This is a genomic window from Helicobacter muridarum (assembly GCF_000765805.2).
Taxonomy (GTDB): domain Bacteria; phylum Campylobacterota; class Campylobacteria; order Campylobacterales; family Helicobacteraceae; genus Helicobacter_A; species Helicobacter_A muridarum.
Genome location: NZ_JRPD02000010.1, coordinates 37,250 through 59,315 on the forward strand (window position 1 = coordinate 37,250; position 22,066 = coordinate 59,315).

Consider the following 22,066-nt stretch of genomic DNA (forward strand, 5'->3'; position numbering starts at 1 on the left):
TGCTATTGAAGAATATCTCTTAGCTCGAATTCAGCTTGTTCTAGTATTTCATTTGCTAGGGCTAGATGCTCTTTTGCTTCTTGATATAACTCTATGCCCTCCTTTAAGCTTAGTTCATTATTATTTAGTTTTTCTATGATAAGTTTTACTTTTTCTACTCGATCTTCAAAGCCAAGGGAATCTTGATTTGCTTCATTATAGTTGACTTGATTTATATCAGCTTGTGTTTGTTTTGATTTATTTGAATTTTTAGATATTATCTCTTTGAAATCTTGTTCCTGTAAGTCTTGATATTTATCTTGTGCATTTTGGGAATCAAATGAAATATTGGTATTTAACGCCTCATCTTGTTTTTGCAATGATTCTAATGAATGTTTGGAAATTTTACTGATGACTTTGTTATTTTGGTGCATATAAGCGTCCTTGCAACAAAAACTAGAGCTGTGATTATATCTATAAAAGCTATATTTAAGCTTAAGTTATATACAATTCCTAGTTCAAATTTAAGCTTATATTGCTTATTCTTAAAGTGTGTCAAGGATAATTTATGAAGAAAGATATTCACCCAAAATATATGCCATGTAAAGTTATATGTGTTACAAGTGGAAAGCAAATCGAAGTGCTAAGCACTAAACCAGAGTTGAAAATTGACATTTCAAGTTTTTGCCATCCATTTTATACAGGTAGTGATAAGATAGCTGATACGACAGGAAGAGTTGAGAGATTTAGAAAGAAATATCAAAAGAGTTAGGATTTTTATTTAGTATCAATTTATCTTAATTCTTATGGATTATCTTTTATTTAAAATAAATTTAAACGTAGCTAAGTTAGAATCTTAAAATACCATTAATAGCAATGCTAGTATTTGTTCCCACTCCTATAGGTAATATTGATGATATTTCCATTCGAACGTTAAGAGCATTTAATGACGCTGATATTATTCTATGTGAGGATAGTAGAGTTACAAAGAAGCTATTATCCATTTTAGCTAGTAGGGATTTTATTAAACTTAATTTCACCAAAATAGATTCTAAAACCAAACGTTTCATTAGCTTTCATTCCCATAATCAACAAGATTTCTTATCAAGCATTACGCCAGTTTTTTTTGATTCTTTTGTTGTATGCTGTAGTGATGCTGGTATGCCATGTATTAATGATCCTGGTGCTTTGCTTGTACAATATGCAAAACTAAATAATATTAAATACGACATTTTGCCGGGGGGCAGTGCGTTTAGCTTAGCTTTTGCTAACTCTGGACTTCAAGGGGAATTTTGCTTTCTTGGATTCTTTCCGCATAAACAACAAGATAGAATTCAAAGATTAAAAGACCTGCAAATGTGTCATAATGAATCTCATATGATATTTTATGAATCTCCAAAGAGGCTTAAGTGCTGCCTACAAGATATAGCTGATGTATTTCCTCATGCTCATATATATGTTTATAAGGAGTTAACTAAACTTTATCAGAATGAATATGAAGGATACGCTAATGTTGTATTGCAGAATCTCCCTGATAATGTGAAAGGTGAGTATTGCATAATCATTGAAAGAGACAAAAATGCTATTTTTTCTAAAAAGCTATGTCTAAGTCAAGAAGAGATTTTGTCCTTACCTATAGGCATTAAGTATAAAGCAAAAATGCTAGCAGAAATTAGCGATCAGAGTTCAAAGCAGTGGTATGCCAAACTACTAAATAAATAATCTAAATATTATTTTGTTAAATTTAATAGAAATTTAAACGTCTATGTAATATTTAATTCTATTTCATTCCAAGCATTCCTGCAAAATTATTGCTAATGCCAAGTATATCTAGTATAGCCGATACTTCGCCTCTATGATGGATATTGTGATTAAGGATTGCTAGAATTAGCTCTCCTCTTGGCTTCTCAAATGTAATTCCGGGAAACTCAATTTTGCCCCTTGATGTAAAATCATCAATATTTTCAACAATTTCTATAATCTTAGAATCTACTAGCAACATAGCTTTCTTTAGTCCTGCAAAGCTACTTTTGTATTCATCTTTTAATACGCCTCCAGGTAAGCTAATATTTAACAATTCATTAATATCTACTTGTTTATTTGTATATGTAGAAAAGATTGAGCCAAAGAAGTAAATATTTGCAACCAAAGAATGCTCTATTGAGCCAATGGCATTTTTAAAATATGAACCTATATTGCTTTGAAGTTTGGAAAATTCTACTTTTTCGATAGTGGCTAAGAGATTATTATCTGCAAATTGATTGTATTTTGCCTGCAACAAAAGAATATCTTTCATTATTTTTCCTTATTTTTATATTTTACAATATTAGGATTCTATGATATTAGTGTCAAAATTTCAATATTTCAATCAATATTTCGCATTTAGATTTAGTTTATCTAATCTTAAATGGACTAAATATTTCATTCAAGATTGCTATAATCTTTGCTTTTATTAATGGAGATATTATGTTATCTAATATGCTGTATGACACAATTTGCATTGCTGTTGGTGCTGGGCAAATATCAAGAAATATATTTCAAGAATATAGTAGTACAAATGCCTCTAGCTATTTCATCAAAGATGATGCAAGTCCCATTACTAAGGCAGATATTCAGTCCAATTCTTATATCATGGAAAATCTTAGCACGCTTTATAACTATGAAATTTGCTCAGAAGAAGCAATTCTTGAGTATGCAAGACGAAAGAATTTAGAATCATATTGGCTTATCGATCCTCTTGATGGGACCAAAGACTTTATAGCTGGCATTGGTGAGTGGACTATTAATATAGCCCTAGTGCATAGAAATGAGATATTGCTAGGCGTTGTATATGCCCCTTGCGTTGGCGAACTTTATTTTGCTAGCAAGAATCAAGGCAGCTTCCTTATAGATATGGCTAAACTTTTTTCTAATATGAATAATATAAATGAGCTTAATCCCACAGAGATTAGATTAGATAGACAGCTCTTAGTGGATTCTAGCATTAGGTTGCATGGCGGGCAGAAAAATAAAACCTCTAAAATTATTGCTTGTAGCTCTAGATTCCATAATAATAACTTATCAAGTGAGTTTATTGCAAAATATGACGCAGATATCCTACTTCTAGGCTCATCGCTAAAGATTTGCGCATTAGCAAGCGGCAAGGCTGATATATATCCAAGGTTTAATGGCACAAAGGAATGGGATATAGCAGCTAGTGATATTATATTAAGAGAATCAGGTGGAATAATTATCGATTATGAAACAAAAAAGCCACCAATGTATAATAAAGAAACAATTAGCAATAACTATTTTGTAGCATTTAGTAGCACTCAAATTGGTGGAGTCATCTACCAAGATATTTTATCTGGGCTATCTTGATTTTTTGTGTATAAAATCAGTTTAGTTTTTTATATTTAGGTTTTGATGAAATCAAACTTACTTTTAACATAATATAGAACAAAAAATATTCCATCTTTAGCTATACTTTAATAATAAAAACTATAATCTTTATGATGATTTTTATCAAATAATAGGGTAATATTGTTTCGTTTGATCTTATTTAATAATGAAAATTCTATTTTTTTTATAAAATTTCTGATATTTTACACTAAATTGATATATATTAAAACTATTATTTTGATGGTTAAGGAGCATTCAGTGTATAAAAACTTTCCCTTAAAATTTAAATTATTGATTTTTATGTTGATATCATTTGTCTCATTTTTTGTTCTTATTACGGTTTTATATATGGACAATATTAAGATTATTAAAAAAATTGATGATCAAGTTTATAGTATTGTCAAATCAGATGTTCAAAATAAATTGAAGCTAAGTGTAGATGCTGCAGCTAATGTTATTGGTCAGCTTATTGAGGGTATAGATAATGAGCAAGATAAAATTGATATTATTGCAAAGGCAATCGATAAATTTCGCTTCGAAGATGATAAATCTGGATATTTATTCTCATTCAAAGGTAATGTAGCTGTAGCACATCCAACTCGCAAAGATATGATAGGTGTTGATTCAAGCCAACTTAAGGATGCAAATGGGACAGCTTTTATTAATGAGATGAATATAAAGGCAAACCAAGGAGGCGGCTTTGTCGAATATATATTTACTAAGCCGCTTCCAGATGGTCGATATACAAATGCTCTTAAAGAATCTTATGCTACACTCATTCCTAATTCTGATGGTATTTGGATTGGTTCGGGTATGTATATTGATAATCTATTAAGTATTGTCGATGACATCACTAATCCCATAGATGATACTTTAGAATCTGAAAATCTTAAATCTATTATTATTTATGTATTTATATTCTTAATTTTATTCATTCCATTATTTATTGTATTTTATAGGAATTTACTAGGTAATATTAGTAAGATTGAAGACGGACTGTATTTATTCTTTCGTTATGTTAATAATGAGATAAAATCTACTGCTAGGGTGGATATTAACTCTAAAGATGAATTTGGTAAGCTAGCAGATTCGATTAATACTAATATAAAGTTGATTGAGAGTGGTTTATCTCAAGATAGGGGCGTTATTGATCAAGCTAAATTTATAGCTGAAGAAGTCTCAAATGGTAATTTGACATTAAGAGTAGAGCAAGAACCAAATAATCCACAGCTAAAAGCTCTAAAGGATACTTTTAATTCAATGCTTGATTCCTTGCAAAGAATCATAGGTTCTAATTTAAACGAGATTCAAAGAGTTTTTGATAGCTATAAAATTATGGATTTTACTGCATCTATTAAGAATGCAGATGGTAATTTTGAAATTAATATTAACATGCTAGGACAAGAGATTCGCACTATACTTAACACTTCTCTTAAATTTGCTAATAATCTTGATTTAGATATTAAGTCATTACAGAAGGCTTCAAAAAACCTTAGTGATATTACTAAATCCCAAGTTGATAGCCTTAGTGAAACTATGAGGGCTGTTAGGCATATTGCAGATTCTATGCAAAATATAAATGATAAAACAGATTCTATAACTGTCCAAAGTAATGATATTCGTGATATATCTCTAATTATAGGAGATATAGCAAAGCAAACAAATTTATTGGCTTTAAATGCCTCAATAGAGGCAGCAAGAGCAGGAGAACATGGTAGAGGATTTGCAGTTGTTGCAGATGAAGTTAGAAAGCTAGCAGAGAGAACACAAAAAAGTCTTAATGAGATTGAGTCAAATATAAATGTCTTAGCGCAAAATATCAATGATATGTCTGAATGTATCAAGGAGCAAACATTAGATATTTCATTAGTTGATGAATCTATTTCCAATATGGATTCCTTAACTAGAGATAGTGCTGATATTGCAACACATTCTAGGGAAATTGGTGAGAGCGTTAAAAAAACAGCTGCAATGATTCTAGAGGATGCAAATAAAAAGAAGTTTAGTTAGTTTTGTATTTATTGATGGCTGTTATTAAGAAGTATATAGTTTTATTATAAAGATATGGTTATAGGCATTAGTTATGGTTTCCTATTTATGCTAATTTTATGCTTAATTAGCCTAGACTTTAATCTTCTTGTCATGTTGAGGCTTAAGTCCAAACATCTCATTATGGAAATTCTTTACCTAGCCTAGGTAGAGACATGATAAGAGAAACTAAACATTACAAATCATATATCTCTTTAGATTCATTATATAAAATAATAATGTCAACAATTTACTTAATATATCCATAAGTCAAAAAAAACATCATCTTAATACTTTGTATAATGTATATGGATATCTTAAATTCTGCTATATGTGAAAGAATTTAATGATAAATATCTAGTTTTGTCCTAAATAGCCATCAACAAAGCATTAGAATGTTAGTAAGTAAAAACAGTGAAGTTTGCAGCAATGAATATATCTATTTTGCGTTAAATTTGTAAAAATGATTTGTTGGTCCATTGCCCTTGCCTAAGTTTAATGAGTGCAAAATTGCGCCAAATACATAGGATTTTGCATTCTTGATTGCTTCTAAGCTATCTAGCCCTAAGGCTAGATTAGCAGCTATTGCAGAGCTTAATGTGCAGCCTGTTCCATGCGTATTTTTGGTATCTATTCGATTAGATTCTAATATATGAAACTCACCATTATAGAAAATATCATTAGCATTATCCATGCTATGTCCGCCTTTGATTAGCACTGATTTCGCCCCCATGTCATATATACTAATGGCAGCTTTTTTCATATCTTCTATATTTCGTATTTCAAAACCGCAAAGCTCTATTGCTTCTGGTATGTTTGGAGTTAACACATCGGCTAAACACAAAATATTGTTTTTAAAAGTCTGACGTATGTCTTGTGGCATAAGAGGGAATCCATTCTTAGCAAACATTACAGGATCTATTACTACATTTTTAGGTTTGTATAATATTATATTTTGTGCTATGCAATCAATTATAGCTTGTGAACCAAGCATGCCAATCTTTGTTGCTTTTGGCGGTATATCTTCGAACACAGCTTCAATTTGCTCATTTATACAAGGAATTGGGACATCATAGCTTGAAATTACTCGACTTGTATTTTCTGCTACTACACTTAGAATTACACTCATACCAAAAAGTCCATGTGCCCCAAAGGTTTTTAAATCTGCTTGGATTCCAGCACCACCGCTACAATCACTACCTGCTATAGTCAAGATTGCTGTAATATCTTTTGTTTGCGGTTTTATTGTTGTGTTATTGTTGTCTGTGCTTTTGTTTTTCATTTGAGCCGTTCTATTGCTTAGATTTGTAGAATTCATATATCTTAAATATTCCTCTATGATTATCTCTAATTTATAAGGAATCTGAACCGTTATTAGGTGTTATTATAGCACTTGATGTAATGTTTGTGGCATGATATATGAAACTTTGATAATGCCTTGCATAATACTTTATAATCATTTGTTGCATAAAGTGCTGCGTGGATGGAGCAAACCACGCATTATTGCTACCAACAAGAATATGTTTAGCTCCAGTTTTATATGGAGATGGAAATGTTGCTTCATAGCAGTTAGCTATTGTTATATTATAGTCATTCCACACTAGGCTTAATAATCTATCTCCAGCATTGAATCCAAAGTCAATGTCAAGATATTTTGACATAGGCAAGGTTTCTCCAAATGGCACAAGAATAGTCTTGTCTGCGACATATATGCTAGAGCTTGCGAATACATAATAGCTGTTGTAGTAACCTAATTCTTGATTGGCATTAATGATATTTTTATTGTTAGATTTTATATGCTTAAGCTTAGGAGATATATCAACAATTAGCGAATCTTTTCTTTTGCTTATTGATGTTAGCCCTAATATGATTGGTGATATTATCTCTTCATTCCACTTTAATTTAGAATCTATGTAATAAGGGCTTGATATGTCTTTGTTGTGTTTGTTTATATTAGTGTTATTTGTATCAATATCTTGAAGTCTTAGCCCGCCGGCATAAATTACAATGTTCTTACTCTTTTCTAACAATAGCTCTATTATATCTTGTCTCTTATTTAGATTAAATGTAAAGCTAGTTTCTGGCAATAAAACCATTTTATAACCTTCTTGTATAGCTTTGTCTATTTGGTCGATATTGTCCTTGATGATTGATTCTTTGTTTTCTTCTAGCCATCGATAATCTTGCGAATAATTGGTTCTTATAATCTTTAGGATTCCATCTTGTGAAAGATTATTATTTTGTTTAGTAAAATTATAGTCATAGCTAATTATTGCAAGTAGGATTGAAAGTACTGATAAGCGATTTTTCATAGTTATGAATACTAAGCATACACAAAGGCAGGCTAGTGAGGCTAATGATGGTGTAAATATACTATAAGCACTAAAGTATGCTAGGTTTAGCCAATTAAATCCGAAAGGGTGTATTATACTAAGCGATAAAATTGCTATAATCCTAATCCATACATTTTGGAAAAAAAATATAATACTAAATATAATTGCATATATAAGCCCTATACATACTATTAAAGCAGGTATGAATTCACTAGCTTGTTCAAATCGTAGGCTAAGAGCCATCCAATAAAATCCAAAAGCTCCAATGAAAAACCCAATATAAAATCTATATTTCCTATTTGGGAAAAGCAAAATTGCTATGCTTACTAGGTATGACAAACTAACTGCTATATATGGATTTTTATGCATGATATGTAGGAATGTTATACATATTGCTATGCAGACTGTATTGGTTATTTTGGGAATGGTTATATTTGGTTCTTGTGATATAAATTTAGCTATATATGTTTTATAAAAACTATTGATATTGTTGTTAGAGATTAATATTTTTGGATTATCTGTTATTATTTCTAGTTTTTTGTTTTTAGCTATAAAGAAATAGCATATTAGAGCAAAAAATGCAGCAATGAGGACATTCGCCCAAACTCCCCATATATCTACAGCTATAAAGCTTAATAATGGTAACCAAAATATAAACCCTAGAATTCCTCCGATGTATATAAGCGGGATTTGATTTTTAAAGAATCTCTTTATGAGATTGTAGAATCTATTGGGCTTTTTCATATCCACGCTTGTATTGATTTTATTGTTTGAATCTGTTTTTGACATTTTGATTCCATAATTAAGCTTTGTTTTGGAATCCATTTTGGAATCCATTTTAAATTTGGATTTTATCCAAATCTTTGGAATTATCTTTTAAATTACTCTATTAGTAACAATTTGGTTATTTTGTAGGTTTTTATAGTTATTGTTATATGGAATTCACATTTTCATTAGAAAAATGAAAAGATAAATTTCCTAAGAGGTCTTGGTATAAATTTTTTTACTCTTTCTATTCTTTTATCGCGAATACGAAGTATTTCTTCATATTGGATTGTGATTAGTTTGTCTTGTAAATATGACATACTAAATTGTGAGAATTGGATTCTTTTTGGATTACTAGATTCAAAGATATTGGTAAAAAAGTCTAAGGTTCTTTGCATATATATATATATATATATATCAAGTTTAGATATATCGTGATTTATATTATTGTTTTCATATATTAAGTCTAAATCTTTAGAGTGAAGCTCTCCAATATCTCTTACCCATTTAGTTATATTCTCTTTAGATTCATTTATTAAAGATTTATTGCCTAGACTAATATCTATAAACGCTGGTTCTTTAAGCATATTAAAATATGCATAATCATCATTATCAATGCGTCTAATTTCATCTACTAAATCTTCAATGCTATCAAAATTATGAGCATTAATAAAGGATTTTGGATTGAATATAAACTTATCCTTTGCATATTGTTTATTACATAAGCTCCAATCACCCCAATAGATTGGCACGCAACCGTTTGCATATGCTTGAACAATTTTTTCTGTTGTGTAGCCTAGGTGAGATGAGTTTTCTGGACATAGATTAAATTTATATTGTGGTAGCCATTGCGCTTTAGGTGAGGAGAAATCCTTGTATCTATCGCCTACAGTCCCGCCTATATTATTTAGCCACTTGCCACCAGAATCAACTTTTTTGTATTTGCAAATAGCATGAAATAATTCCTCCCTATGTTTTGCTCCATTGGGATTACTAGCTAAAAATCCACAGAACTTTTTCTTTTTATCCATAAACTCTTGCGATCGATTGTGTTTAATTGCAGATAAGATTAGATCTTTTATGCACCACATAAATAATGGCAAACATAAATGCCTATCACCAAATTCTATAAAATCAAAATCTATGCCATAATCAGCAATATTCCAATCTGTTCTAATATTCTCTCCTGTTATGAATATCCTCACGCAATCATATTTTAGATGATTTTTACCAAATGGACCAAATATTAGGAAGTCTGGCTTAGATGAATACACTATATTATATCTTTTAGCTAAAATCTTAATGATTTGTTCTGAATAGAAATTTTCCTCATTTTCCTCATTCCACCAATCAACTATGCGCATAGATATAGTTTTTTTCATCATTGTCCTTAATTTATATCTTTGTATGCTAATTATTTATTATTTTGATTATTTTTTTGCTTTTCTAGTTCTACTTCTAGTGCTTTATTTAATACAAGCGTATATTCATTGCATGCTTCTTGCTCTCCTGTTTGGCATTTTTTACTTAGTTTTTCAAGTCTTTTTTCTAGCTTTTCTTGATGGTTTATTGCACTATTTTGAATGGTATAGTATTGTATGCCAAATATTGAGACTGCAGCAATTGGGATAAGAAGAATATCTGCACGGCGTAGTGTAAATTTTAGAAATCTCATTTATTCCTCCAAATAAAACCACTAGGATTCTAACATAAACATGCAGTAATTTTTTTAAAAATCCTGATAGAATCTTTAATGTTAATTTCTCTAAGATTTGTAAGAATTATCCTAAGGAAAAACATGATTTTAGAACCAACTACTTGCGCAAATATCCTTGAGACCTTTATTCAAGAATGCCTTAAAGAAAAAAATAAATTAATAAGTAGCACCCCAATACATAGCCTTATCATAAAATCTCAATATGCCCTTACGCAAAGCTCGCCTATAAGTGCTCATACTAGAAAGATTCTAAATGGGCTTTTAAGCGATAGCAATAAGCCTATGAAAGTGGCGATTATAGGTCAGTTTAGTAGCGGGAAAAGCACATTTTTAAATGCTTTGCTAGGCTCTGAAATACTTCCTAGTGGAATTACTCCTGTTACAGCTAAGGTTTGTGAAATTACTTATGGTGATGAAATTAGCTTAGAGATTCGATATAAAAATGGACAAGTCATTAATAAACATGTAGAATATCTAAAGCAAGTAGACTCTATTGAGAATACTAAAATTGATTTTTATAGATTATTTGTTCCGCTTGATTTACTTCGTGAAGTAACCTTTTTAGACACTCCCGGATTTAATTCCCAAAATCAAAGCGATACTGATACGACAAATGCTTTGCTAGAAGAAGTCGATGGCATTATTTGGTTAAGTCTTATTGATAATGTAGGCAAGAATAGCGAAAAGGATATTTTGCAAAAATATTTACAAAAGTATGCGAGCAAGAGCCTTTGTGTGCTAAATCAAAAGGATAGATTAAAAGATGATAATGAAGTTGCTACAAGCCTAGAGTATGCCAAAAAAGCTTTTAGCGGATTCTTTGAAGATATAATACCAATATCTGCAAAGCAGGCAATAGATTCTATGCAATTAGAATCAAATAGCAATGAGGCTTTAGCATTATTAAAAGATTCTAATATTAAAGCAGTATTAGACTTTATAGATATTCATATCAAGCCTCAAGCAATCTATGCTAAGGAATATAGAATTTTAAGAAGTTTGCGTACATTACTAATCATGGAAAAAAAAAGGATTCACAGATCAAATCAATCCTTTGCTAGTTTAGATAGCATGCTTGGAATTTATATAGAGCAGGTTAGATTTGCTGCATTACAAAGTGGACTTGAGAAGATATTTCAAACTCTTTTTGTAAGTTTAGAATCCTCTCTTAGTTCTTTGGCTCAAGAGATTTTTAATAGCTTCGAATTAAAAGAGATTACTATTGTGCGAGATACTAAAAGCAAGCTTGGATTCAAAAAAGAGATAAGGCAAACAAAAAATATTAGCTTTTTGCCTAAAGAAAAGTTGCTAAGCTACCTTTGCAATGAAGAAAATGACTTTGCGCGAAGATTCAAAAAACTAGGATTTGAAATTGTTGAGTTTGGTAGTTTATTTAAGGCATTTGTGGAATCTCAAACAAAAGAGTTATATATGCAAATAGAAGAGTGGAGAACAAAATCCCTACGATTATTTCAATTTGATTGCAGTGATGATGGTAATGATTTGGCAATAGGTAAAATGGTACTAGATAGGAGATTTTGGATTGAGACATTAGAGTGTGAGATATTTCATGATTATGATAAAAACGCATTGCGTTGTGTGCATTTTATGCAAGATGAATTACAATTTTTGCAAAATATATTAAATATAGACTTTAATAATATGATAAATCTTACGTTAGAGAAATTAAATTTTGAAGTAGAAAATGCTCTAAATAAGCATCGTAGCGCACCTGATTCACTGCCCTTATATAATCCAACATTAGAGAATGTGCGTATTTTGATTAATAGCGGAATTCACTATGCAATACTACAAGATAAGCTTAGCTTAAACTTCCCATTATACAAAAAGGCATTATGGAATCTCTCTGAAGAGCTTACAAAGCTACATCAAGATAAAAAGGTATTATTACAATCTTGGATAAAAAGCAATAATGATAAATTCAAGATACTACAAGATTGTGATAATGATATTTTATCATATTTGCAGAGTATAAGCTAGGGCGTAGTTTATTCATTGTTATGTGAGCATTGTTGTTAATTAGATTTTATCTATGTTTATTTGGTTTTGTAAGTTGGATATAATTCAGACTTTTTATTAATGGCATTCGCATTTATTAGATTTTTTTATATTTGTATGTTTTAAGGGATATTATGGTTATTTATGCGTTGCTTGTTTATGCCTTAATGATTGTTTCTATTGTAGTGTTCTGCCTTACATTCTATAAGCCATCATATTATTTTTCTAATCCTTTGATAAAGTTTGCTTTAATTATTGTGGTATTTATATTATGTTTAATTCCATTTTACTCTGGTGTTGCTTGGCTTTTATATATTGTATTTGATTTGCCAAGTTTGTTTATGCCGGTTTTATGTATGCTAAGTCTATTAAGATTCTTTATTCCTAAGATTAATTTTCAGATTAGTTATCGCGGATTTATAGCATTATTCGTTATTTGGTGTTTCATTTCATTTAATTCTTTGGGATTTCTTACGTTTGAATATGCTGATTTGAGCGGCGAGATGTTTATTTGTGCGTGCCTTATTGCTATTGTGTATTGTATTGATAGGGTGCTTTCTACTTTGCTTCTTACTGCGTTTGTATTGTGGTTATTTATTCCTAGTTTTATGAATACCTATGACGCGTTATTTGATCCATTTGTGGCATTTTTTGGATTCTTTATGCAAAGCATTTCGCCAAGCAAAGCAATATATATGAAATTTTCTAAAAGATATTGAATTATATATTTTTATAAATGCTAAAAATAAGACATTATAGTAAAGAGGTATAAATATGCATGAGTATTCTATTGTAGCATCTCTTATTGAGATTATGTTAGATGAAGTTTATAAACATAATGCTGATTTTGTAAGTGAGGTTGTTGTAAGTGTTGGAGAAAGGGCAAATATAGAGAAGACATTGCTTGTAAGTGCTTTTGATGTATTAAAAACAGAATATAAATCTCTATGTGAATGTAAAATCACTATAATTATGGAACAGTTATTGCTGGAATGTCAGGATTGCAATAAGTCTTTTCATAGCCTTAATAGTCCTGATTGCCCTTTTTGTGAAAGTCAGAATACTACAATAATTGCTGGTAGAGAAATACGATTGGAAAAACTAGAATTAGAAATTTCATAAAGGATCATTTTTGAAAGAAGATGAAAGAGAAGTTTTAGCGCATATTGTCCAAAATATCGATGAGCAAGAAATATTTTTAGAGTTTGTTGCGAAGGCGGACACAATTAAGGAGTCTTGGCAAATTGTTAAGATATTTGAAAACAAAAGAAAAGAATTTGAGCAAAGTTTACACGAATATAACTTGCAAATCAAGGACAAAGAAAAGCAGCTTGAGATTCTAACTTCTGAAATCATGGATGCAAATAATCTTCTAAAAGATGCTAATAAAGAATTAGATGATATTAACTCAAGACTTCGCTATATACGTTCAAATGCTAATGCTTTAGATTCTGATCCTTTGGAAAAAAATCAGCAAATAATGATGAAATATCAAGATGATGATGTTATTGATGTTCTAAATTTTAATGATATTATAAGAGATTTTCAGCCCCTATCCGCAGTTAGCGTGTTTGTAAAAAGCGGCTCGACTGCCATGGCAAGGCCGGCTCAATCGATATATGATGACTCTTTGCTCATCTCCTATCAAAAGGCTAGCAGCAGACTTTTAAAGCTTAAGGAATATATTACAGAATTAGAACTTGCAAACGAAAAGTTAACAGTTGAACTTAGAGATTTATTTGAGGAAGACAGCTTCAAGGAAACATTAAGCTTTCATGAGCAAACAGATTCTAATGATAAATATAGAAATGAGAAACTAGAAAATACGATTTCCTTTAATCCTTCGCCAAAAGATATTAATGCAAATTCTATAAGCATAGCAAGTCAGGTTGCATCACTACCACAAGCCAAAGTTCAAAATTCTTTTACATCATCTATACATAATGAGATAGACAAACAGCAATTAAATAACCAATATGAGCAATCAACATATGATTCCACTAAAACTATCCATAGTGTAAGCAACACTAGGCTTGATTTAGATTCCCTTGATTTGAATCAAAGAGCAGAGAAGAAAAAAGAAACCGTAGAGCAAATTTTTAGCAGGTTAAATGAGATTTTAGCAGAAAGTGATGTAAGCACCAAGACGCAAGAATCAATTAAAAAAGCCTTGAGGGATGAAAAATGAGCGGGCGAATGAAAATCTTTGTAAGTGCTTTAGAACCTAGCTCAAACTTACATCTAAAGAAACTTGCTTCCATATTGCCTAATCATTGTGAGATTATGGGTGTGTGCGCTCCAGAGGTAGGCAATGCTTTATTTCTACCAAATGAGTTTTCTGTTATGGGATTTAGTGACGTAGTTCAAAAAATATTTTTTTTTAGAAATGCCTTAAAGATTCTAAGCATTGAGGCTAGCCTTTGCGATCAAGTGTTGCTTATGGATAGTTCATCATTTAATATTCGTTTGGCAAGGCTAATCAAAGAGCATAATCCGCAAATATCTATTATGTATTATATTTTGCCGCAGGTATGGGCTTGGAAGCCTTGGCGTGCTAAGGAAATAGAATCTCTTTGCGATAAGTTAGCATCTGTGTGGAAGTTTGAGTTGCCTTATTATCATAGCAAGATTCGCTATGTAGGACATCCGCTGCTTGATATTTATACAGATAATGAGAATTTTAGTGATAAAAATTCTGATATATTTGTATTCATGCCCGGTAGTAGAAAGACTGAAATAAAAAAGTTAATCCCTGAATATAAAATTCTAGCAAATAAACTATCTAGTTTAAAACCGCAAGCAAAACTTAGGCTTATTGTTCCGCCTCAATTTAAAGACACAAATATGATGAAGCATTATGGCAATTTAGATGGCTTTGAGCTATGTTATGATACAAAGGAGGGATTAAGAGGGGCTTGTTTTGCATTTATTTGCTCTGGAACAGCTACTCTTGAAGCAAGTCTTATGCAGATTCCATTTGTGCTTGTGTATAAGGCTAAATTGATAGATTATTTTATTGCAAGAATCTTTGTAAACCTGAATTTTATAGGATTAGCAAATATTATTTATCAGGCAATGCTATTAGATCAAAATAAGCAGAGTCAAAAGGCTGGGCTAGGTGATGAATTTTTGCATGAGGAGCTTATACAATGGGATTGCAATGCCGAAAACATGCTCCAAGCATATCATAATTTTGATTATAATAAATATTATGAGAGGATTCAGGAGTTAAGGCAATATCTAGGGCATGGTAGCGCGAAAAATGTAGCAGAATGGTTGCTTGAGAGTGAATATTGAATATGCGATTTGATTTTTATATAGTTGAACATCTAAAATAACAAATTATATATCGATATATAATTAAGCTAGGTGTTTTAAAGCATTTTAGCAAATAATAAAGCGCATATCAAGCTAATATTTATTTGAAGATTCTTATTTTTTTAATATTGTTAACTCTTAAGTATATTTATAATCTTTTTATTGCTTAAGGTTCTATTTAACCCAACTATTTATTTAGCAAATGAATAAAATTCGTATATTCTTTCATTATTATTAACCTTAATTTCTATTAGTATGTTTGAAAATCCTAGCTTATCTATTTGTGTTGCAATTTCTTTATTGCCCCATTCAATAAAATGCACTCCTTGTTTACTAATTGATTCAAAAAGCTCATATTTCACTAAAGAATAATCTTTCAAATATAAGTCATAATGATAAATACTTGGAATATTGTCTATGTGTTTATCATAATTTATATGTATTGTTTGGTTTGGTATGGAATATTCTTGAATAAAGCTAAAGCTAGGAGAGCTAACCCCTTTTGCATGAATCTTTTTTGCGTAATGTGATACTAAGAATGTTTTACCAATACCAATATCTCCAGAAAGTAAGAATATTGATATACCCAATGTTTGGTAATGCAATATGGAATCAATTACTTGTTCTATGCTATTTTCTTTGGTTACTATGCTTAGCAATGCTTGCATGACTCTCCTTGTGAATTTATATTTATATTATGAATAAAAATTGTGCTTTCATGCTACAAAATTATACATATATCTAAGATTCTACAAAAAAGAAGTAAAGTATGTCTTGCAGTGTTATGTCAAAAAGTTTCATTTTTTTACAAAATTATCTACAATCCATAGATATTTTTGAGTTTTTACAAAAAGGATTTATTTTTAAGCTTTATTTAAGATAATATCATATACCCTAGTTGGTAAGGTTTTAGAAAATATTCTAAAATCATAATTCTTTATGTTATTGAAATATCTATTTCTGCAATAGTGATTTGTGAATTTTATAACATTATAGATTTTTACTTAGGTTAGCTTGCAAGATTTAGTAGTAGCAATTTTGCAGGAGTAGTTGTGTTTTGCTACTTTTTTAGTTATAAATCAAGGAGACTTTATGTCAAAAAAAATGAAAGCCGCAATAGTTAAAGAATTTGGCAAGCCATTAGTAATTGAAGAGGTTGAAGTTCCAAAACCAAGAGATGGTGAGGTTCTTGTTAAAATAGAGGCTTGCGGCGTATGTCATACAGATTTACATGCTCTTGAAGGTGATTGGCCAGTTAAACCAAATTTAAAAGCACTACCAAATGGAGGCTTTATACCTGGTCATGAAGGTGTAGGCTATGTTGTAGAGGTTGGCAAGGGTGTTACTCATATTAAAGAGGGTGATGCTGTTGGTATTCCTTGGCTTTATAGTGCTTGTGGACATTGCGATCACTGTATGGCTGGCTGGGAAACATTATGCAAATCTCAGGAAAATGGCGGCTATTCTGTGAATGGTGGCTTTGCTGAATATGCTATTGCCGATGCCAATTATGTTGGTGTGTTGAAAAGAGATAGCAATTTCTTAAATGTTGCACCTATACTTTGTGCTGGCGTTACTGTGTATAAAGGGCTTAAAATGACAGAAGCAAAGCCTGGTCAATGGGTTACAATCTCTGGAATCGGAGGACTTGGACACTTGGCTGTGCAATATGCTAAAGCTATGGGGTTAAATGTTGCCGCCATTGATGTAGCTGATGATAAGTTAGAATTAGCTAAGAAATATGGTGCAAAGGTTGTTGCAAATGCAAAAGACTTAGGCGAACAAGGAACTATTGATAAGATAGTTAAGGAAACAAATGGAGGAACTCATGGTGTGCTTGTAACGGCTGTTCACCCAATAGCATTTAAACAAGCTGTAGGTGTTGTTAGAAGAGGTGGAACAGTGGCTTGTAATGGACTTCCTCCGGGCGATTTCCCTGTTAATATATTCAATATGATTCTAAATGGTGTAACTATTCGAGGTTCAATTGTTGGTACAAGATTAGATTTGCAAGAGGCTATTAACTTTGCAGAGGAGGAAAAAGTGCATGCACATGTAGCTCCTGCTAAATTGGAAGAAATCAACGATGTCTTTGATAGAATGAAGAAGGGCGGGATAGATGGTAGAATGGTTCTTGATTTCAGAAAATAATTCTGCTTCTATTTGTTGAACTTAATATATTAAGCCCTTATTCTTCTTCTATGCGTGGGAGACTACTCTCACGCTTGCTAACTCACTATTAATTTAGAATACCTATTATTATCTTAATATTATTGAATATTTAATTATCATCAAGGATTGTTTATGTCAGATATATTTCAATTAGATTTGCCAGCACAAGTAGTTGCTACTCAAGGCGCAGCCTCTCTTATTAGAGAATTGCAAAATAAACATGGAGAAGTGCTCTTTCATCAATCTGGTGGTTGTTGCGATGGCTCTGTGCCTTATTGTTATGCTAAAGCTGATTTTAAGGTTGGTAATAATGATGTTTTGCTTGGTTATATAGAGAATGCACCATTTTATATTCATAGCGCACAATTTGAATATTGGAAACATACCCAATTAATTATTGATGTAAAAGATGGTAATGGCAGCGAGTTCTCTCTAGAATATGGCTGTGGCAGGAGTTTTTTCTTGGATTCTAGAGTTTTTAGTGAGGAAGAATATAGCGCACTAAAAGATGCTAATAAGATTTAGCATTATTTAACATTATTGCATTACTTAAGACTTAAAGACTTCATATTGATTTCGTCATATTGATGTATTCAAAGATTAATATGATATAAAAGTGATATGAATTACTGTTTCAATTTATGAAATACTACTTTTTTATTGCTTAATCATAGATGTTTTGCTTGTAATTTAAGAGAGCAGTTTTATATATTCATTAAAAGTCCGTTATTGTTTCTAATTATTAGTATTATTACGATCCTTTTTATGTTGATTTAGTAAAGATTGATGAATTAGCCAAGCAAAAAGTCCAATTAGATTTTTTTGTTTAAATGCGACTATAATCTTAACGCAATATTTAAGTATAATAAATCTAGTCTTTGAAGAATTATCTCTATTTATAGGCTTATTTACTTTTAAACCTTTATTTAAGTAATTTTTAAGGCTTTTGAGATATAATTATGTCCTTGGTTTATTTGGCTCGATAGCTCAGTCGGTAGAGCAAAGGACTGAAAATCCTTGAGTCGGCAGTTCGATTCTGCCTCGAGCCACCATTATTTCTTATAGAATGTATTTGTATTCTATTGCTTACTATTAAAGTAGCCTTTATAATAGTTGAACGATATTTCATCATCTATTCTTCTAATTTATTTTAATGCTTGAATTCAAAATTAACTAAGCTTATCTATAACTAAACTTTTAAGTTTTCATATTTTTTGTTGATATTAATTTTGTTTTTTATGATATAAATGTGTAATTTTACCATGTATAATTAACAATTTTTTAGTTAAAAGGTTATCAATGGATATTATGTTGATTTTGCAATTATTTGTGCTATTTGGTGCAATCTTTTTGGGGATTAGGCTTGGCGGTATGGCGATTGGTTATGCTGGTGGTCTTGGTGTGCTTGTTCTCTGTTTGTTGCTTGGTATGAAACCAGGTGATATTCCCTTTGATGTGATTCTCATTATTATGTCTGTAATTGCGGCTATTACTGCTATGCAAGTTGCAGGTGGGCTTGATTATATGGTTCAAGTAGCAGAGCGAGTGCTACGTAAGAATCCAAAATATATAAACTATTTAGCACCAACAGTTACATATCTTCTTACTATTTTTGCTGGGACTGGGCATACTGCTTTCTCTATGATACCAGTCATTGTTGAAGTTGCAAAAGAGCAAAATATCAAACCATCAGCCCCACTTTCTGTGGCTGTAGTATCTTCACAGATTGCTATTACAGCTAGCCCCGTTAGTGCAGCTGTAGTATATATGAGCGGCGCATTAGAGGAATTTGGCTGGAGCTATCCTACATTAATTCTAATTTGGATTGTAACTACATTCTCTGGTTGTATGGTTACTGCATTTATTGTTAGCAAATTTTTTCCTCTTGATTTACGCAAAGATGCCGTATATCAGGAAAGATTGCAAAAGGGTCTTATTAAGATTCACAGTGGTGAAGGTTACAAGGAGTTGCCAAAACAAGCAAAGCTATCTGTTTTAATATTCCTAGTAGGCGTGCTTTGTGTAGTGTTTTATGCTACTAGTATATCTGATGTTCTTCGTAAGCCAATGCTAAATTATGTCAATAGTTTTATACCAGCTGATATACATAAGGAGTTGGATAAAATTAAGACAGATGCTATAAATAAAACTAGTCTTATGCAAGGCAATATAGAATCCCTACAGAAAACTATCTCATCTGAAATATTAGGATTGCACACTAGCTTTACAGAAGATATATTTACTAAAGATTCTAATCGTTCTAATGATTACATTGCTGCATTAGAACAGGCTAAAAAAAATATATTGAGTGATGTTTTAATACATGATAATACAGCAGAAACATTTAGGATTTTTTTAGAATCTAGCTTTGCAAATATTGCTACGCAGATAGAAAATTCCCCCGCCAATCAGGGCTTAATCACAAAGTTAGCAAAGATTGTAAAAAGCTATATAGATCCCGTTAGACTTCCAAGAGATGGGGCAATTATGTGCTTTATGCTAGCTATTGCAACCTTCATTGTCATATTATGCAAAGTAGATACTTCTAGGTTATTGGACACTAGCACATTTAAGTCTGGAATGACTGCATGTGTATGTGTGTTAGGAGTAGCTTGGCTTGGCAATACCTTTGTGGGAGGATATAAGCACGAGATTGGAGAGTTAGCTGGTAAATTTGTTAATGAATATCCATTCTTGTTGGCAGTGGCATTATTTTTGGCTAGTATGTTGCTTTATTCACAAGCTGCAACAGCAAAAGCAATTATGCCTGTTGTAATAGTTGCACTTGGAATCACTGCTAGCAATGCTGATTCTTCTTATATTTTAGTAGCTAGTTTTTGTGCAGTATCTGCCTTATTTGTCCTGCCTACATATCCAACATTGCTAGGGGCAGTCCAAATGGACGATACAGGCTCTACTCGAATTGGTAAATATATCTTTAATCATAGTTTTATTGTTCCCGGAACTCTTGCTATTGTTATATCTGTTGCGATAGGATTCCTTGTAGCACCTTTGTTTATATAACTATTGCCAATAGATATAATTTATCTCAAAGTTTAATTTGATTATTGCTTTGAGATAGTCTGATGGAATATATATGTTTGAATTATTATGAAACATATTTATGTAGATAGCTAATAAATATTAAGTGGAGGCAATTAAAAATAATAGAATTAATAATATTAAAGTATAAGCTAATATTCAATTCCTTCTTGCTTTAGCCTCTCTCTCAAATATCTCATTTGTATATTCTTATCAAAGCACCATTTTGGAGCTAGTAAGCTTTCGTCATGTGCACCAGCACTTACTCTTTGCATGACTACATTAGGCGGTATAATCTTTAGAGATTTTACAATTGCTTCCCCATATTCTTCTAGTGAGATTGGATTATATTGACCCTTTTTATACATGCGTGCTAGAGCAGTTCCCTCAACTACATATAGCGGGTGAATTTTTAGGGAATCTACTCCATATTCTAAAATAGTCTTTAAAGAATTTAGCATCATGTCTACGCTTTCATTGGGTAGTCCATATATAAGATGTGCGCATACTTTGATTCCATGTTTTCTAGTTTCTTTGAATAGCTCTTTGACACCTTGCATTGTATGCCCTCTATTTGTTATCTCTAGTGTTTCTTCATATATTGATTGGATTCCATACTCTAGCCATATTTCCTTATCTTGCTTGACAAATTCAGCTAGAAATTCAAGTAAATTAGAATCTACGCAGTCAACTCTTGTACCTATACTCATACCTATAACATCAGGAAAGCTTAGTGCCTTTGTGTAAAGCTTTTTTAGTGTATCAAATGGTGCATAAGTATTTGTAAAGCTTTGGAAATATACAAGATACTTTGAGATTCCAAATTTATTTTTATGATATGCAGAATGATAATTGAATTGTGATTCTAGCTCTCTTAGTTGATGCTCTAGCAATGGATTATTAGTTAATTTTGGGTTCATTGTAATTCTTGGTAGAGTATTATTTTTGTATGTTAATTGCGATGTATTATTTTGCTTATTTAAATTGCTAAATTTTGTGCTATGTGAGTTTAATTTTTCTTGTAATTCATTTTGCAAACTTTTGCCTTGTGGAGATAGATTCCATGTTATCTTTTGTGTATCATGTATTTTAGAATCTAAACTAATATCATTATTGGAGTTGGACTTCTTTTTCATTACTAATGATGGTGAGAAGCTCTCATTTTTGCAATATATACATCCACCTTTAGCAACAGTGCCATCAATATTAGGGCAAGTAAATCCGCTAAGCGAGATTGGTATTTTTCTTACTTTTTGTCCAAATCTTTGCTTAAAATATCTTCCAACAGTTAATATAACTTTCATTTAATATT

General features: G+C 31.2%; 20 protein-coding genes, 1 tRNA gene and 1 pseudogene. 14 read left to right on the top strand and 8 right to left on the bottom strand.

Annotated elements, in window-relative coordinates; all coding sequences use genetic code 11:
* Positions 1–2 precede the first annotated feature (2 nt).
* On the bottom strand, positions 3–413 hold the full coding sequence (gene xseB / locus LS73_RS05585) for an exodeoxyribonuclease VII small subunit (RefSeq protein WP_034557863.1): 411 nt from the start codon (positions 411–413) through the stop codon (positions 3–5).
* A 134-nt stretch (positions 414–547) separates the two neighbouring features.
* Between xseB and rpmE the strand changes: the two genes are divergently transcribed.
* On the top strand, positions 548–751 hold the full coding sequence (gene rpmE, locus LS73_RS05590; RefSeq protein WP_034557861.1) for a 50S ribosomal protein L31: 204 nt from the start codon (positions 548–550) through the stop codon (positions 749–751).
* Between the two features lie 104 nt (positions 752–855).
* Positions 856–1,701 carry a 16S rRNA (cytidine(1402)-2'-O)-methyltransferase gene (gene rsmI / locus LS73_RS05595; protein ID WP_034557859.1) on the top strand — a complete coding sequence of 282 codons (846 nt, stop codon included), beginning with the start codon at positions 856–858 and terminating at the stop codon, positions 1,699–1,701.
* A 58-nt stretch (positions 1,702–1,759) separates the two neighbouring features.
* On the opposite strand, the gene LS73_RS05600 is transcribed toward rsmI, so the two are convergent.
* Complete coding sequence (locus LS73_RS05600; protein WP_034557857.1) at positions 1,760–2,275, bottom strand: DinB family protein; 516 nt, start codon at positions 2,273–2,275, stop codon at positions 1,760–1,762.
* A 170-nt stretch (positions 2,276–2,445) separates the two neighbouring features.
* On the opposite strand from LS73_RS05600, the gene LS73_RS05605 reads away from it, so the two are divergent.
* From LS73_RS05605 to LS73_RS10210, 3 genes and pseudogenes are all read left to right on the top strand, one after another.
* Positions 2,446–3,339, top strand: a complete 894-nt coding sequence (locus LS73_RS05605; RefSeq protein WP_034557856.1) for a 3'(2'),5'-bisphosphate nucleotidase CysQ family protein — start codon at positions 2,446–2,448, stop codon at positions 3,337–3,339.
* Positions 3,340–3,708: 369 nt separating this feature from the next.
* Positions 3,709–4,626 (top strand): annotated as a pseudogene (locus LS73_RS10530) (cache domain-containing protein); the annotation flags it as partial.
* A gap of 126 nt (positions 4,627–4,752) precedes the next feature.
* Entirely contained in the window at positions 4,753–5,370 is a 618-nt protein-coding gene (locus LS73_RS10210; RefSeq protein WP_412917694.1) for a methyl-accepting chemotaxis protein, read from the top strand.
* 457 nt (positions 5,371–5,827) lie between these two features.
* Here LS73_RS10210 and thiD read toward each other — a convergent pair whose 3' ends face one another.
* The 4 genes from thiD to LS73_RS05630 all read right to left on the bottom strand — a co-directional run bounded on the left by thiD (position 5,828) and on the right by LS73_RS05630 (position 10,161).
* Positions 5,828–6,634 (bottom strand): bifunctional hydroxymethylpyrimidine kinase/phosphomethylpyrimidine kinase, encoded by an 807-nt coding sequence (thiD, locus tag LS73_RS05615; RefSeq protein ID WP_034557395.1) that lies wholly within the window; start codon positions 6,632–6,634, stop codon positions 5,828–5,830.
* A gap of 106 nt (positions 6,635–6,740) precedes the next feature.
* On the bottom strand, positions 6,741–8,546 hold the full coding sequence (locus tag LS73_RS05620) for a nitrilase-related carbon-nitrogen hydrolase (RefSeq protein WP_034556860.1): 1,806 nt from the start codon (positions 8,544–8,546) through the stop codon (positions 6,741–6,743).
* 128 nt (positions 8,547–8,674) lie between these two features.
* Positions 8,675–9,868, bottom strand: coding sequence for a glycosyltransferase family 10 domain-containing protein (locus tag LS73_RS05625; protein WP_052089463.1), 1,194 nt, complete (start codon positions 9,866–9,868; stop codon positions 8,675–8,677).
* 32 nt (positions 9,869–9,900) lie between these two features.
* Positions 9,901–10,161: a hypothetical protein gene (locus LS73_RS05630; RefSeq protein WP_034556859.1), complete on the bottom strand. Its 261-nt coding sequence runs from the start codon at positions 10,159–10,161 to the stop codon at positions 9,901–9,903.
* A 123-nt stretch (positions 10,162–10,284) separates the two neighbouring features.
* Here LS73_RS05630 and LS73_RS05635 point away from each other — a divergent pair, with 123 nt between their 5' ends.
* The 5 genes from LS73_RS05635 (at position 10,285) to lpxB (ending at position 15,519) form a co-directional block, all read left to right on the top strand.
* A complete protein-coding gene (locus tag LS73_RS05635; protein WP_034556858.1) occupies positions 10,285–12,204 on the top strand; it encodes a dynamin family protein in 1,920 nt (639 codons plus the stop codon).
* A gap of 152 nt (positions 12,205–12,356) precedes the next feature.
* Entirely contained in the window at positions 12,357–12,941 is a 585-nt protein-coding gene (locus tag LS73_RS05640) for a hypothetical protein (RefSeq protein ID WP_034556857.1), read from the top strand.
* Positions 12,942–12,996: 55 nt separating this feature from the next.
* A complete protein-coding gene (locus tag LS73_RS05645; RefSeq protein ID WP_034556856.1) occupies positions 12,997–13,344 on the top strand; it encodes a hydrogenase/urease maturation nickel metallochaperone HypA in 348 nt (115 codons plus the stop codon).
* Positions 13,345–13,354: 10 nt separating this feature from the next.
* The gene (gene mua, locus LS73_RS05650; RefSeq protein WP_034556854.1) at positions 13,355–14,410 is read left to right on the top strand and encodes a nickel-binding protein Mua; all 1,056 of its coding nucleotides are present in this window, start codon (positions 13,355–13,357) and stop codon (positions 14,408–14,410) included.
* Entirely contained in the window at positions 14,407–15,519 is a 1,113-nt protein-coding gene (gene lpxB / locus LS73_RS05655) for a lipid-A-disaccharide synthase (RefSeq protein WP_052089462.1), read from the top strand. Before mua ends, lpxB begins: the two co-directional genes overlap by 4 nt.
* A 212-nt stretch (positions 15,520–15,731) precedes the next feature.
* Here the strand turns inward: lpxB and LS73_RS05660 are convergent, their stop codons facing one another.
* Positions 15,732–16,208 (bottom strand): tRNA (adenosine(37)-N6)-threonylcarbamoyltransferase complex ATPase subunit type 1 TsaE, encoded by a 477-nt coding sequence (locus LS73_RS05660; protein ID WP_034556852.1) that lies wholly within the window; start codon positions 16,206–16,208, stop codon positions 15,732–15,734.
* Positions 16,209–16,632: 424 nt separating this feature from the next.
* Between LS73_RS05660 and adhP the strand changes: the two genes are divergently transcribed.
* From adhP to LS73_RS05680, 4 genes are all read left to right on the top strand, one after another.
* Positions 16,633–17,691, top strand: coding sequence for an alcohol dehydrogenase AdhP (adhP, locus tag LS73_RS05665; RefSeq protein WP_104692120.1), 1,059 nt, complete (start codon positions 16,633–16,635; stop codon positions 17,689–17,691).
* Positions 17,692–17,844: 153 nt separating this feature from the next.
* Positions 17,845–18,237 carry a DUF779 domain-containing protein gene (locus LS73_RS05670; RefSeq protein WP_034558618.1) on the top strand — a complete coding sequence of 131 codons (393 nt, stop codon included), beginning with the start codon at positions 17,845–17,847 and terminating at the stop codon, positions 18,235–18,237.
* Between the two features lie 451 nt (positions 18,238–18,688).
* A tRNA-Phe gene (locus LS73_RS05675) sits at positions 18,689–18,764 on the top strand.
* Between the two features lie 247 nt (positions 18,765–19,011).
* On the top strand, positions 19,012–20,736 hold the full coding sequence (locus LS73_RS05680) for an anaerobic C4-dicarboxylate transporter (protein WP_034558620.1): 1,725 nt from the start codon (positions 19,012–19,014) through the stop codon (positions 20,734–20,736).
* 170 nt (positions 20,737–20,906) lie between these two features.
* Here the strand turns inward: LS73_RS05680 and mnmL are convergent, their stop codons facing one another.
* Positions 20,907–22,058, bottom strand: coding sequence for a tRNA modification radical SAM protein MnmL/YtqA (gene mnmL, locus LS73_RS05685; RefSeq protein WP_034558622.1), 1,152 nt, complete (start codon positions 22,056–22,058; stop codon positions 20,907–20,909).
* Positions 22,059–22,066: the final 8 nt, after the last annotated feature.

What these genes read in the sequence shown, in the direction of transcription:
- LS73_RS05625 (WP_052089463.1), bottom strand. Translation starts at nt 9,868, where the DNA reads ATGAAAAAAACTATATCTATGCGCATAGTTGATTGGTGGAATGAGGAA.
- LS73_RS05670 (WP_034558618.1), top strand. Translation starts at nt 17,845, where the DNA reads ATGTCAGATATATTTCAATTAGATTTGCCAGCACAAGTAGTTGCTACT.
- rsmI (WP_034557859.1), top strand. Translation starts at nt 856, where the DNA reads ATGCTAGTATTTGTTCCCACTCCTATAGGTAATATTGATGATATTTCC.
- LS73_RS05620 (WP_034556860.1), bottom strand. Translation starts at nt 8,546, where the DNA reads ATGGATTCCAAAACAAAGCTTAATTATGGAATCAAAATGTCAAAAACA.
- LS73_RS05600 (WP_034557857.1), bottom strand. Translation starts at nt 2,275, where the DNA reads ATGAAAGATATTCTTTTGTTGCAGGCAAAATACAATCAATTTGCAGAT.
- xseB (WP_034557863.1), bottom strand. Translation starts at nt 413, where the DNA reads ATGCACCAAAATAACAAAGTCATCAGTAAAATTTCCAAACATTCATTA.
- lpxB (WP_052089462.1), top strand. Translation starts at nt 14,407, where the DNA reads ATGAGCGGGCGAATGAAAATCTTTGTAAGTGCTTTAGAACCTAGCTCA.
- LS73_RS05605 (WP_034557856.1), top strand. Translation starts at nt 2,446, where the DNA reads ATGTTATCTAATATGCTGTATGACACAATTTGCATTGCTGTTGGTGCT.
- LS73_RS05630 (WP_034556859.1), bottom strand. Translation starts at nt 10,161, where the DNA reads ATGAGATTTCTAAAATTTACACTACGCCGTGCAGATATTCTTCTTATC.
- LS73_RS05680 (WP_034558620.1), top strand. Translation starts at nt 19,012, where the DNA reads ATGGATATTATGTTGATTTTGCAATTATTTGTGCTATTTGGTGCAATC.
- mnmL (WP_034558622.1), bottom strand. Translation starts at nt 22,058, where the DNA reads ATGAAAGTTATATTAACTGTTGGAAGATATTTTAAGCAAAGATTTGGA.
- LS73_RS05660 (WP_034556852.1), bottom strand. Translation starts at nt 16,208, where the DNA reads ATGCAAGCATTGCTAAGCATAGTAACCAAAGAAAATAGCATAGAACAA.
- adhP (WP_104692120.1), top strand. Translation starts at nt 16,633, where the DNA reads ATGTCAAAAAAAATGAAAGCCGCAATAGTTAAAGAATTTGGCAAGCCA.
- LS73_RS05640 (WP_034556857.1), top strand. Translation starts at nt 12,357, where the DNA reads ATGGTTATTTATGCGTTGCTTGTTTATGCCTTAATGATTGTTTCTATT.
- LS73_RS05635 (WP_034556858.1), top strand. Translation starts at nt 10,285, where the DNA reads ATGATTTTAGAACCAACTACTTGCGCAAATATCCTTGAGACCTTTATT.
- LS73_RS05645 (WP_034556856.1), top strand. Translation starts at nt 12,997, where the DNA reads ATGCATGAGTATTCTATTGTAGCATCTCTTATTGAGATTATGTTAGAT.
- rpmE (WP_034557861.1), top strand. Translation starts at nt 548, where the DNA reads ATGAAGAAAGATATTCACCCAAAATATATGCCATGTAAAGTTATATGT.
- LS73_RS10210 (WP_412917694.1), top strand. Translation starts at nt 4,753, where the DNA reads ATGCTAGGACAAGAGATTCGCACTATACTTAACACTTCTCTTAAATTT.